We start from the raw sequence: 13,429 nt of genomic DNA, 5'->3' as shown, positions 1-13,429 counted from the left end.
ATAAACAGATTAATCTATCTTTAATAATTTTTTGACTGATTTACTATAATTGTTTCTTTTTACCTCTTCCAAGAGTCTATCAATTTCATGTTCTGACTTTGCATTTACAAAAATTGCTAGTTCTTCGTCGTCTATAATATCGTAACTATCTACATATTTATCTAGACATTTTAAAATTCCATCTTTATTATATCCATCAAATCTAACTACAGCACTACATTCATCTTCTATAAGTCCACTTAAGTCCAATTTGCCTTTTGAGAATGACTTTATATTGGCATTTCTCTTATCTATTACATCTATGATATCAGCATAAACAGCACTACCTGTTGCCCCTCTTCCAGCACCTTTACCTACAAAAGAAAGTTCTCCTACTGAATCACCTACTAAAATTACTACATTAAACTCATTATCTATTTTTGAAAGCATATTATCGTTATCAACCAATGCTGGTCTAACAAATCCACTTACTTCTCCTGATTCATACTTGCTTCTAGCAACCAACTTTATCTTACAATTTAATTTTTTTGCATATTCTATATCTTTTTCATCTATCGAAGTTATTCCCTCTAGTAATAAATCTTTCCAATATACTATTTTTCCATAAGACAAAGTAGATAATATAGATAATTTTCTAGCACTATCATATCCTAAAACATCTGCATCTGGGTTGACTTCTGCAAACCCCAATTCTTGAGCTTGTTTTAAAGCTACATCATATGGTAAATTTTCATCATACATCTTTGATAATATAAAATTACAAGTTCCATTCAAAATAGCATTTATACTCTTTATACTGTTACCTTCTAATGATTCTATCAATGGCTTTAAAACTGGAATACCACCTGCCACAGATGCCTCAAATTTAATACTAACATCATTTAGGTTGGCTAATTCTATAAGGTCACTACCTCTCTCTGCAAGCAAGTCCTTATTGGCTGTTACTACATGTATTTTTTTATTTAACGCTCTTGTCACATAATCACAAGCTGGATTCAATCCTCCTATTAATTCAACCAGTATATCAATATCCTTATCAAATATATCTTCTATATCTGTTGTTATCTTGTCAAAATACTTCTTAGACTTATGTTTCTCTTTATTTTTAACTAAAATTCCAACTATTTCTATATCTCTTTTTGAATTATTGTTTTCTATTAAATCAATTAATCCACTTCCTACTGTTCCATACCCTAATATTGCTATCTTCACTGTTACATACCCCCATCATTTTGATTATATTAAATTATTTATATGTATAAATATACCAATTAAAAAAGCTTGAGTATAAACTCAAGCCATATGACGGGTTTATACTCATCTTTCAGCATAACTGCTGCAGGATTTAGCACCAATGTATAATAAAATATACTGGTTGCCGGGCTTCATAGGGCCAGTCCCTCTGCCTCTCTTGATAAGATTGCTAATTTAAATTTATGTTTAATAGTATAATACAATTTCTGCCAATTGTCACTATTTTTTTAACTTATTTTCCTAAAAGTATATAGGCTATTATCTAACCGCTCTTTTAGTTGGTTTCCCTTTTTTTGTAACGTTATTATTTTTAATCTTTGCTTTTGCCTGTTCATGTCCTGGGAAAAGTATCTTAGGTTCCTCAACATTTCTTTTATAAATAGTAAATTTAAAACCAATAGCTTGCACAAATTCAGCTCTTAAAGCTTCACATACAACATTAGCAGTTTCTTTAGCATCAAGGCCTGCATTTTCCAGTATAGTAACCTTTACTAACTCTCTAACTCTTAACATATCATCTAGTTGCTCTAAGAAACTTTCTGTGACACCTTCTTTACCAATTTGTGTAGTAGGTTTTAAAGTATTTGCCAAAGATCTTAAATACGCTCTTTGTTTTCCTTTTAACATATTCTCACCTCTATAATTCTATACTAAAATTAATTGTAAAATTCAAATTCCAATTCGTAAATTCTAACTACATCTCCATCCTCTATTCCCATCTCTCTAAGTCTGTCAAACACACCTTGACCTTCCATAGCTTTTTGGAAATATTGAAGAGATTCCATATCATCAAAATTTACAGAATACATTATTCTTCTAAGTGCTTTACCTGTAACTACATACACTCCATCTTCAATATCTATACTCAATTCTTCTTCAGTACCAATATCAAGCTCTGGTCTGTACATTTCTTCTTCTGAAACTAATTCTACATCTTCTACTTCTTTTAAAAGTTTAGAGACATAAGCTATTACATCATCTATTCCTTCACGAGTTGCTGCAGACATTTTAAAGACTGTATACCCTCTGCCTTCTAATTCATTTTTAAATGTCTCAAACTTGCTTTCATCTTCTAATATATCAAATTTATTTGCAACAACAACTTGTGGTCTCTTTGAAAGCTTTTCATTGTACAGTCTAAGTTCGTCATTTATCTTGTCAAAGTCTTCAATAGCATCTCTACCCTCTAGTCCAGATATATCTACAATATGTATCAATACCTTGGTTCTCTCTACATGTCTTAAAAACTCATGACCTAATCCTATACCTTCAGAAGCACCTTCTATAATTCCAGGTATATCTGCAAGTACAAAACTATCTCCAAACTTAGTTTGGACAACACCTAAATTTGGTGTCAATGTTGTGAAATGATAGTTTGCAATTTTTGGTTTGGCCTTAGTTACTACAGATAGAAATGTTGATTTACCTACATTAGGAAATCCTAAAAGACCTACATCTGCTATCATTTTAAGTTCAAGAGTTACCCATCTTTCATCTCCATCTGTACCAGACTTTGCAAAAGCTGGAGCTTGTCTTACTGCATTGGCAAAGTGTTGATTTCCCTTACCACCTATACCACCTTTTGCAACTATAGCTGTATCTCCTTCTTTCTTTAAATCTGCTAATATAAGACCTGTAGCCTCATCTCTTATTACTGTACCTGCTGGTACTTTTAATACTAAATTTTCTCCATTTTTACCAGCTCTTTTACCTTTGCTTCCGTCCCCACCATTTTGAGCTTGATATTTTTTTTGATACTTAAAGTCCATTAGCGTTCTAAGACCCAAATCAACTTCAAATATGATGCTTGCTCCACGACCACCATCTCCGCCATCTGGTCCACCAGCTGGAACGTATTTTTCTCTTCTAAATGCTACCGAACCATTTCCACCATTTCCAGCCTTAACAAATATTCTTGCCTTATCTATAAACAAATTCTTCACCTACTTAATTAAAAACTTTTAATTAGCATTACCAAAAACACTATTATAAATTCATCAGTACTATAAGAAAAAGGAGTGCCTCAACACTCCTTTTATGTATATTACTCAGCTATTGCTACTGGATATATACTAACTTTTTTTCTCTTCTTGTCTTTTCTTTCGAATTTAACAGTACCATCAACTAATGCAAATAAAGTATCATCGCTACCTTTTCCAACATTAGTTCCTGGATGTATTTTAGTTCCTCTTTGTCTAACTATTATACTTCCAGCAGTTACTAATTGCCCATCGAATCTCTTAACACCTAATCTTTTAGATATAGAATCTCTACCATTTTTAGAAGAACCTACCCCTTTTTTAGATGCTAATAATTGTAAATTCATGTTTAACATATGGAGTCACCCCCTACTTTTTTAAAATTTTTATATTTTTTGGGTATTCCCGTTTAATTTCTTCAACCGCTAATTGAAAGTGATTTAGTAATAATTGTGCATCTTTTATATGTATATCTTTAACTATACATTCTATATGACCTTCTTCTCCTACTACTTTCTCAAATTCAATCTTTTGTAATTTGTCTAAAGAATTTATAACTGCAATAGCATTAGATGTAACTGCAGCACACACTATATCATAGCCTATTTCAGCAAAATCAGCATGTCCCTTTAAACAAAAACCTTGTATCAAGAAATCATCATTATAATAATATTTTACTTTTATCATAACTTAACCAACTACTAAGCGTTTATTTTTTCTACAACTATCTTAGTATATGATTGACGATGTCCTTGCTTTCTTCTGTAATCTTTTTTTGCTTTATACTTGAAAACTATAACTTTCTTAGCTTTACCTTGTTCAACAACTTTAGCTTGAACAGATGCTCCTTCTACTACTGGAGAACCTAATTTTAATTCTCCATCTTTAGAGCAAGCTAATACTTCGTTTAAAGTAACAACATCACCTGCGTTAGCTTCTAATTTTTCAACGAATAACACATCACCTTCAGAAACTTTATATTGTTTCCCACCAGTCTTTACTATAGCGTACATTAAATACACCTCCTCGGCCTCAAACTCGCCAGTACAAGGTACTTCATTTGAAGATTTAGACCTTTACTGTGCGGCATTACAATTATTAATTATAAAATATTTACATTTTATTGTCAACTATTTTATCGAAAATAACATTGGTTTTATTGTGTTTTAATGTACAATTTGCAGTTAAAGAAATTTTTATATTATATTTTTCACCAATTTTATCAATTATATCCATATAATATTCTTTTATTTGTCTAAAAATAAAATCATTAAACTCTATTATTATATTTTTATAAACTGTATGCTCGCTTATTCTCATAATTTCTTTTTCAATGCCATCTACCATATGATGTATAGATTTTATCGTTTGTGCACCATCACAACATGGGCAGGACATTAGATAATATTTATCAATAGACTCTTTTTCTCTACGTCTTGCAACTTCTACTAAACCAAGCTTCGTCATACCTAACACTTCAGCTTTTCTTTTATCTTTATTAAATTCTTCCTCTAAGAGGTGTAAAACCTCGTTTTGATGCTTCTTTTTGTGCATATCTATAAAATCAATTATTATTATTCCAGCTATATCTCTAATTCTAAGCTGCCTTACAATTTCCTTTGCAGCTTCAATATTAGTTTTATAAACAGTCTCATCAAGTTTGCCAGTTCCAACAAACTTACCTGTATTTACATCTATAACAGTAAGAGCTTCTGTCTTTTCAATTACTAGATAACCTCCACTCTTTAACCATACCTTTTTATTTAATAATTTCTCTATTTGAGATTCTATTCTATATAAATCAAATACATCTCTATTTTCTTCAAGACACAGTTTATCAACATAAGTATTGTCTATTCCCTTTAAAATAGACTTAAGTTCACAATATCTATCATAACTGTTAGTAATTATGGATTCGATATCATCATTCACATTATCCTTTACATATTTGGTTGCAAAGTCTAAAGATTTATATAATACTTTTGGTCCTATACCAAGTTTATATTCTTTTAAAATATTCTCATACTGTAATTTTAATTCTTCTATATCTTTTTTTATTTCATCATGAGTACAACCTTGAGCCTCAGTTCTTATTATTAATCCTAAATTTTCTTTATTCACTGCTTTAGTAATTTTTTTTAATCTAAATCTTTCTTTTTCATCAGTAATTTTATTTGATATTGTAGTTCTATCATTGGAAGGTATATAGACAATATACCTTCCAGAAATACTAATTTCAGTGTTTAATTTTGCACCTTTAGTACCTATCTCTTCTTTATTTACTTGAACTAGAATATCTTGACCAGATTTTATAGTGCTTCCTTTTTTCAATTGTAAATAAGCAAGCTTTTTAAAGCCAATATCTACAAAACAAGCTTCTATTCCTGGTATAACTTTTTTTACAATTCCACGATATATATTGGATACAGTCTTTTTATTTAAACTATCTTCAACAAAAAGTTCTGCTAATCTTTCATCTTCAAGTACTGCTGTTTTTTGAGACCCTACTAAGGACTCGATAACTATCTTTTTCACAACTTCACCTCTCGAGCTACATAGGAGTCACTAATTCCCCATCTTCTAATACATATAAGTCTCTTCTCAATATATCAACATCTAATGGGTCAACATTCAATTCAAACATCTCTAATATTTTTGGAATAAGTATATTAGTATTTAAATTAGTTTTTGAACCTGTAGCTATAGTAGCAGTAAGAGTAATATGTTCATCTTCTAAATTTAAAACATCAAAAGTTCTTATCATAGGTCTTATATCTACTTCGACCATTTTACCTTTTTTATTCTTCTTTGTTATAATTATCTCTTTATTATTCATAAAATCAATTACTTTTCTTTTTACAAACTCTTTAGTAAGAGGTCTTTTCAATTCTATATTAAACAGATATTCTCCATAATCTATAACAGAAGAAAGAGAAGGTGTTTGTCTATCAATTTCTTTTACTTTTATAAATTCTATCCCATCTGGAAGTTGAACTGATACTTTACTTAAAAACTCCTCTACTGATAAATCTTCTTCCTCTATCTCAATATCTACATACTCTCCTTGACTTTCCGTACCTAAAGCCAAAGCATTACCATAACTCATCTTAGGATGAGGATTAAATCCTTGAGAATGTGCTAAGTTTATTTCAGCCCTTCTAAATGCTCTTTGCAATAATCTCTGAAGGTCAAGATGTGATATATATATCATATCGCCTTCTTTTTTAAATTTTACTCTTATTATTTTACTCATATTAGCAAAGCCCCCTTCCTATATCATGTATATTTATTCCACAGCCATTACAATTATGTCTACAATCAGAAGTGATTTTTTCTTTTTTAGCATTCTCATCTTCTCTAATTAAGAATTTTTTATTGACACCTACATCTATATGGTCCCAAGGAAATACCTCTTCATAATTTCTATTTCTATGTGCATAGAAATCTATAGAAAGGTTATTCTTTTCCATAGCTTCCTTCCATATGTCTAAATTAAAGTGTTCTGCCCATCCATCAAACTTTGCACCTAGTTTGAATGCATCATATATAACTTTTCCTATTCTTCTATCTCCTCTAGCCACTACAGCTTCCATCAAGCTAGTTTTTGAATCATGGTAATTGTATTTTATATTGTTGTTTCTTAATTTATTTACTAAATGTCTTTGCTTCTCAACTACTGCTTCTGTAGTATCTTGACCATGCCATTGGAAAGGTGTAAATGGCTTTGGTACAAAAGTAGAAGTACTTACTGTAACACTAAAGCTTCTCTTTAATTTACCTCCATTTACTTTTCTGTAAATATCAATAACCTTATATGCTAATTTAGCTATTCCATCTAAATCATCATAAGTCTCAGTTGGTAAACCAATCATAAAATATAGTTTGACACTATTCCATCCCATTTCAAAAGCTCTTTCTGTTGCATTTTCTAAATCTTCTTCTGTAACACCTTTATTTATAACATCTCTAAGCCTTTGAGTTCCTGCCTCTGGAGCAAAAGTAAGTCCAGACTTTCTTACTTGTTGTATTTTATCAGCAATTTCCATTGAGAAGTTATCTAATCTAAGAGATGGAAGTGAAATCCCTATATTATTAGAAGCATACTCGTCCACCAAATAATCAGTAAGCTCAGATAGCTTACTATAATCACTCGTACTAAGTGATGATAATGATATTTCATCATATCCGGTATTTTTAACTAATTTATCTAATATCTCCTTAAGTCTTTCAACACTTTTTTCTCTTATTGGTCTATATATCATACCTGCTTGACAGAATCTACATCCTCTTGTACATCCTCTGAATAATTCCAACACTATTCTATCATGAACAGTATCTATATAAGGTACTATTAGTTTTTCTGGATAGTCTACAGTTTCAACATCTTTTATTATTCTCTTAGTAGGATTCTTTGGAATACCATCTCTATTAGGAGTTACACTTTGAACTGTACCATCTTCATTGTATTTAACATCGTAAAAACTTGGTATGTAGACTCCTTCTATACTTGATATTTTATATAAAAAATCTTCTCTAGTTGTTTTATTTTTCTTCCATTCTTTATACTCATTTACTACTTCTAAATTGACCTCTTCACCTTCACCTAATATTACTATATCCACAAAATCTGCTAAAGGTTCAGAATTATAGGCACAAGGGCCTCCAACCATTACAAATGGGTCTTCCAGTTTTCTTTCCTTTTTTAATATTGGTATATTTGCTAAATCTAATATATTTAAGATATTAGTATATGAAAGTTCATATTGAAGTGTAAAAGTAACAAAATCAAAGTTCGTTATAGGCTCTCTTGACTCTAATGCAAATAATGGTATGTTTTTTTCTCTCATTATATTTTCCATGTCAACAGCAGGAGAATATACCCTCTCACAAAATACGTCTTCATCTTTGTTTATTACATCGTATAATATATGACTTCCTAAGTGACTCATACCAACTTCATATAAATCTGGAAAGCAGTGTGCGTATCTTATCAATTCACTATTACTAGTATCTTTATGAATTGAATTTATTTCATTTCCAAGATATCTAGCAGGCTTTTCTACTTTTTTTAAGATTTTTTTCAAGTCTACTTTATTCATTTATCCAAATTCCTCCAAACAAGCTCTTTATTTTTATTCTTATTTATAAGTAATATTATACACGATAAAATATTTTCTATCAAAAATATAACTAAAATATTGAATTTAAAACCTATATTATTCACAAAATAGAATAACTAAAAATATTTGAGTATATTTTACATTAAATTTTTATTGAATTACAATTTTTTTACAAAATATGATATATTATAAACATAGAACTATTGTTTTAGATAACTTATAATGACATCTTTTGTTTCATTGACCCCAAAATGGGGTATGTTACTTGTATAATGATAAATTTTAGGAGGGTTAAAAATGAGTAAAGTTTTTGAAGTAAAAAAAGATATCTACTTTACTGGCGTAGTAGATGAAGGTTTAAAAGTATTCGACATAATAATGGAAACTGAGTTTGGGACAACTTACAATTCTTATTTAATCAAGGACGAAAAAACGGTTTTATTTGACACAGTAAAGGCAAATTTTAAAGATGAATTCTTAAGCAATCTATCAGAAGTTACTGATATAGCTAAAATTGACTATGTTGTAATTCATCATACAGAACCAGACCATGCAGGTAGTTTAAAGTACTTATTAGATTTAAATCCTAATATAGAAGTTTATTGTACTAAAGCTGCTAAACTATACTTAGATGGTCAAATAAATAGACCTTTTAATTGTCATGTAATAAAAGATGGTGAAGTTCTAAATATTGGTAAAAGAAATCTTAAATTTATAACTGCTCCATTCTTACATTGGGTTGATACAATGTTTACTTACATTGAAGAGGACAAGACTCTTTTAACTTGTGATGCATTTGGTTGTCACTTTGCAAGTGTTGATGCAGATATAGTAAACAGTGAAGATTATCTAAAATCAGCTAAACACTATTATGACTGCATAGTTAAACCATTTGCTAAGCATGTTTTAAGCGCTGTAGATAAGGTTGTAGGAATGAACATAGAATTTGATACTATATTAACTTCTCATGGTCCAATGCTTACTAAAGACCCAATGGCTGCCGTTAAAAGATATGTTGAATGGTCTACAGAAGCTATTAATACAACAAATCAAAATCAAGTTTCTATATTCTACTTATCAGCTTACAGCAATACTTTAGAGATGGCTAAAAAGATAAAAGAAGGTCTTGATGCAGAAGGTGCAAAAGCTGAATTATATGATTTGGAAGATATGACATTAACAGAAATGCATGATACACTAGTAGTATCAAAGGTAATACTATTAGGTTCTCCAACTATAAACAAAACTATGGTTAAACCTATGTGGGATTTATTCTCTGTTATAGACCCAATGGCTAACCAAGGTAAGATAGCAGGAGTGTTTGGTTCATTCGGTTGGAGTGGTGAAGGTATAACTATGGCTGAGACTTTACTTAAAGCTATGTCATTTAAAATGCCTGTAGAATCTCTTAAGAAAAAATTCTTCCCTAGTGAAGAAACATTAAAAGACTGTATGGCATTTGGTGCAGAATTTGCAAAATTAGTTAAATAGTCATTAATAACAAATAAAATTATTTAATTTAAATAAGGAGATGATTCAAAGTTTTATTTTGAAACATCTCCTTATTTCATATACAATTATACAATTTATTTTTTTAAACACGTTGACTTTTATTTTTTCTAACTTCTCTCCATGATAGTTCTCCTCTATCAAGAGCTTTTATAAATATTTCTGCAGAAGCTAGATTTGTAGCTATTGGAACATGATAAACATCACAAAGTCTTATCAATGCTTGTATATCCGTTTCATGAGCCTGAGATGTCAATGGGTCTCTTAAAAAAATAACTAAATCTATATCTTGTGTTACTATTAAAGAACCTATTTGTTGGTCTCCACCTAAAGGACCAGATGCTAACCTATTTATATTTAAGTCAGTTTCATCCATTATTCTTTTTCCTGTAGTTCCAGTTGCATACAGTCCATACTTTTTTAAAATTGATTCATAACCTATACAGAATCCGACCATAGTATTTTTCATTTGGTCATGCGCTACTAATGCTATATTCATATACTCAATCTCCTCAATTTATGTTTACAAGTATCAAATCTAGAAATTTATTTTCTTTCTTCTCATACACACATTTAGTACTAACCCTAAATTTGCTAAGGATGTTAATAAAGAACTACCTCCATAACTTACAAAAGGTAATGTTACTCCCGTTACTGGAATTAATGCGACGGTCATACCTATATTTTGGATTATCTGATAGCCAAACATCCCCATGACACCAACCACGATGAGGGTTCCATAAAAATCTTTGGCATCTCTTGCAATTACTAAAAGCCTCAATAAGAATATTGCAAATAAGATTATCAACACTGACATTCCTATTACACCAAGTTCTTCACCTACAACAGCGAATATGAAGTCACTATCTTGTACAGGTAAAAAATCCTCTTGGTTTTGACTTCCATTATATAGCCCCTTACCAGTTACACCACCAGAGCCTATCGCAATAAGAGATTGCATAACCTGATAATTTCCTTTCAGCGTTACATCTTCTGGATTTAAGAATGCTTCTATTCTTATCTTCTGATGGTCTGCCATCATTAAATACATCAGTGGCATAGATACCAACAGTATGATTATTCCTCTCTTTATCAATTTTGAACTAAGACCTGCTGTAAATAGCATTGCAAATATCATACAACAAAAGACAATTCCTGTTCCTAAATCTGGCTGTGCAAGTAATAATCCAATAAATGGAATAGCATAAACCACAACAGGTATAACTTCTTTCAATGTATTTAATTTGTCCTTCTTAGTTTCAAGTATCTTTGCATAACTAAGTACAAATGTTAATTTGACTATTTCAGATGTTTGCAAATCAAGTGGACCTAAATTAATCCACGACCTAGCGCCACCTTTTTCTGTCCCAATTCCAGGTAATAAAACGATGGCTAACAAAACAAGACTTATTATATAAAGCACTTTGTAATACCTACCTAGAAGATTATAATCAAAAAATAATATGACTATAATCATCCCTATACCAAGTACAAAAGCTAATCCTTGCTTAATTAATTGATTATATGAACCTGTCGAATTAGCATGTGTTGCACTACTAAGTATAACAAGTCCAAAAATAAAGATAGCTAATACTGTAACTATAAGTTTCCAGTCTAACTGTTTTATCAACTTAATTGTCGACTTATAATTAATATTGATTTTTTTCAAAGAATCACCGTCTTTCTATCTTTAAACACATAATTAAATAAAAGGGGCATATACCAATAAGGATATCCCCCTTTTAAGCACTAATTACATACATCTATCTTTTATATTCTTTAATGGTATATTAGCAACTAATGCAGATACAGGTTTGTCATCATGCTCACCTCTGCATTTAGACATTTTTATTTCAAGGCCATCATCTTCTATCTCTGCATAATTGGCTATTACTTTTAAAATGTCTGTTTTTATCATCTCTAAAAGTTGTGGTGAACAATCTACTCTATCATGAACTAAAACTAATTTTAACCTCTCTTTAGCAACAGATTTACTAGTTTTAGCATCGTTAGAAAAAACTCTAAATAAATCTAACACAGATGTATCCTCCTTTGCTACTTAGCCATGCTAAACATTTTTTTAAGTCTACCAAAGAATCCATCTTCAACTTCTAGTTCAAGTAGAGGAACTTCTTCATTTAGTATCCTTTTTGCGATATTCTTGTATGCTTGACCAGCAAGTGACTTTGAGTCAAGTATAGCTGGTTCACCTTTATTTGTTGATATAATTATACTTTCATCATCAGGGACAAGACCTAACAAATCAATTGCTAATATTTCTATTATATCTTGTTTGTCCATCATGTCTCCACGTTTAACCATATCATTTCTAATTCTATTTATAACTAATCTTATCTCTTTTATTTCATTTGCTTCTAATAGACCTATGATTCTATCAGCATCTCTTACTGCTGATATTTCTGGATTTGTAACTACAATAGCTCTATCTGCTCCAGCTATTGCATTTTTAAATCCTTGCTCAATACCTGCTGGGCAGTCTATTATTATATACTCGAAAGATTCTTTCAGTTTCTCACATAGGTCAACCATTTGTTCAACTGAGACAGCATTTTTATCTCTAGTCTGTGCTGCTGGTAATAAATATAGATTATCAAATCTTTTGTCTTTTATTAGAGCTTGCTTAAGCCTACAAGTTCCTTCAACTACATCTACTATGTCATAAACTATTCGATTTTCAAGACCCATTACTACATCTAAGTTTCTAAGTCCGATATCTGCATCTACAACTACTGTTTTTTTATTTTCTAGGCTTAGCGCAGTTCCTAAGTTTGCTGCGGTAGTAGTTTTTCCAACTCCACCTTTACCAGATGTTATAACTATAACTTCGCTCATAATACTACCCCCTATTTTTCTTTCTATTTGTCTAATTTTGACAAATAGCTTTCGATTACAATTCTTCCATTACTCACAAAGGCTATTTCTGGGCTAATTTCTGATTCAATTTCATAATTTCCTTCATCATCTGGAGCTTCTGCAATATTCTCTGCTATTTGTAATATTTTAGGATTAAGATTTCCAGCAACAACATATGCAAATTCATTACCTTCTGCACCTGCATGTACAAAGCCTTCTATTTTACCCATTACAAAAACATTACCACCTGCTACAACTTTAGCACCAGCATTTATATCTCCCATAACAACTGTATTTGATTTTGAAAGGACTTTTGAACCAGGTTTCATATCATTTAATATTACTACATCACCTTCAAATTCAATATTTTCTCCAGATCTTAGGGTATTGACATATTTTGTTGGAAAATTACTATTTTCTTCAATTTTGTGATCTTCAACAAATTCCACATCAAATCTAGAAGTAATTCCTTCTTTTAATTCTAAAATCTCCATGTCAGTTAAATAATCACTATTAATTTTACTAATTTTAGCCCCATTAAAAAAACCAACATACGCTTCCAATTTGTTTATTATTTTTTCCTGTATTTCCTCAAATGGAGCTTCTTTTTTTATATTTACTATTATCCCTCTTTTATTACCCTTGAACTCTACTAGTTCTTGACTACAAATTTCTCTTAAAGACATAACAACC

General features: G+C 30.5%; 15 protein-coding genes and 1 riboswitch. Of the genes, 1 reads left to right on the top strand and 14 read right to left on the bottom strand.

Annotation, left to right across the window (positions count from 1 at the left end):
- Nucleotides 1-9: 9 nt before the first annotated feature.
- The 9 genes from Q3223_RS06840 to Q3223_RS06800 form a co-directional block, all read right to left on the bottom strand.
- Nucleotides 10-1,212 carry a homoserine dehydrogenase gene (locus tag Q3223_RS06840; protein ID WP_407811795.1) on the bottom strand — a complete coding sequence of 401 codons (1,203 nt, stop codon included), beginning with the start codon at nt 1,210-1,212 and terminating at the stop codon, nt 10-12.
- A 102-nt stretch (nt 1,213-1,314) separates the two neighbouring features.
- Nucleotides 1,315-1,421, bottom strand: a riboswitch (SAM riboswitch).
- A 91-nt stretch (nt 1,422-1,512) separates the two neighbouring features.
- Nucleotides 1,513-1,881 (bottom strand): YhbY family RNA-binding protein, encoded by a 369-nt coding sequence (locus tag Q3223_RS06835; protein ID WP_284181768.1) that lies wholly within the window; start codon nt 1,879-1,881, stop codon nt 1,513-1,515.
- Between the two features lie 29 nt (nt 1,882-1,910).
- Entirely contained in the window at nt 1,911-3,188 is a 1,278-nt protein-coding gene (gene obgE / locus Q3223_RS06830) for a GTPase ObgE (protein ID WP_054269676.1), read from the bottom strand.
- Between the two features lie 110 nt (nt 3,189-3,298).
- Nucleotides 3,299-3,589 carry a 50S ribosomal protein L27 gene (gene rpmA, locus Q3223_RS06825; protein WP_003419086.1) on the bottom strand — a complete coding sequence of 97 codons (291 nt, stop codon included), beginning with the start codon at nt 3,587-3,589 and terminating at the stop codon, nt 3,299-3,301.
- Nucleotides 3,590-3,602: 13 nt separating this feature from the next.
- Nucleotides 3,603-3,920, bottom strand: a complete 318-nt coding sequence (locus tag Q3223_RS06820) for a ribosomal-processing cysteine protease Prp (RefSeq protein ID WP_021383819.1) — start codon at nt 3,918-3,920, stop codon at nt 3,603-3,605.
- 14 nt (nt 3,921-3,934) lie between these two features.
- Nucleotides 3,935-4,246: a 50S ribosomal protein L21 gene (rplU, locus tag Q3223_RS06815; protein ID WP_003419082.1), complete on the bottom strand. Its 312-nt coding sequence runs from the start codon at nt 4,244-4,246 to the stop codon at nt 3,935-3,937.
- 100 nt (nt 4,247-4,346) lie between these two features.
- A complete protein-coding gene (locus Q3223_RS06810; RefSeq protein ID WP_054276232.1) occupies nt 4,347-5,768 on the bottom strand; it encodes an Rne/Rng family ribonuclease in 1,422 nt (473 codons plus the stop codon).
- A gap of 16 nt (nt 5,769-5,784) precedes the next feature.
- A complete protein-coding gene (locus Q3223_RS06805; RefSeq protein WP_231300534.1) occupies nt 5,785-6,486 on the bottom strand; it encodes a TIGR03936 family radical SAM-associated protein in 702 nt (233 codons plus the stop codon).
- A gap of 1 nt (nt 6,487) precedes the next feature.
- Complete coding sequence (locus Q3223_RS06800; RefSeq protein WP_219673571.1) at nt 6,488-8,332, bottom strand: TIGR03960 family B12-binding radical SAM protein; 1,845 nt, start codon at nt 8,330-8,332, stop codon at nt 6,488-6,490.
- 318 nt (nt 8,333-8,650) lie between these two features.
- Here Q3223_RS06800 and Q3223_RS06795 point away from each other — a divergent pair, with 318 nt between their 5' ends.
- Entirely contained in the window at nt 8,651-9,844 is a 1,194-nt protein-coding gene (locus tag Q3223_RS06795; protein ID WP_054269672.1) for an FprA family A-type flavoprotein, read from the top strand.
- A gap of 103 nt (nt 9,845-9,947) precedes the next feature.
- Here Q3223_RS06795 and mgsA read toward each other — a convergent pair whose 3' ends face one another.
- From mgsA to minC, 5 genes are all read right to left on the bottom strand, one after another.
- Nucleotides 9,948-10,361 carry a methylglyoxal synthase gene (mgsA, locus tag Q3223_RS06790; RefSeq protein ID WP_054269671.1) on the bottom strand — a complete coding sequence of 138 codons (414 nt, stop codon included), beginning with the start codon at nt 10,359-10,361 and terminating at the stop codon, nt 9,948-9,950.
- Between the two features lie 39 nt (nt 10,362-10,400).
- Nucleotides 10,401-11,531, bottom strand: coding sequence for a rod shape-determining protein RodA (gene rodA / locus Q3223_RS06785; protein WP_054269670.1), 1,131 nt, complete (start codon nt 11,529-11,531; stop codon nt 10,401-10,403).
- 84 nt (nt 11,532-11,615) lie between these two features.
- Nucleotides 11,616-11,900: a cell division topological specificity factor MinE gene (minE, locus tag Q3223_RS06780; protein WP_021383822.1), complete on the bottom strand. Its 285-nt coding sequence runs from the start codon at nt 11,898-11,900 to the stop codon at nt 11,616-11,618.
- Nucleotides 11,901-11,917: 17 nt separating this feature from the next.
- Nucleotides 11,918-12,715 (bottom strand): septum site-determining protein MinD, encoded by a 798-nt coding sequence (gene minD, locus Q3223_RS06775; RefSeq protein ID WP_021383865.1) that lies wholly within the window; start codon nt 12,713-12,715, stop codon nt 11,918-11,920.
- A gap of 23 nt (nt 12,716-12,738) precedes the next feature.
- Complete coding sequence (minC, locus tag Q3223_RS06770; protein WP_054269669.1) at nt 12,739-13,422, bottom strand: septum site-determining protein MinC; 684 nt, start codon at nt 13,420-13,422, stop codon at nt 12,739-12,741.
- Nucleotides 13,423-13,429: the final 7 nt, after the last annotated feature.

The organism is Clostridioides sp. GD02367 (assembly GCF_045900275.1).
GTDB classification, from domain to species: domain Bacteria; phylum Bacillota; class Clostridia; order Peptostreptococcales; family Peptostreptococcaceae; genus Clostridioides; species Clostridioides difficile_A.
Note: the sequence above shows the minus strand (reverse complement) of the source record. Positions and strands in the feature narration are given on the sequence as shown.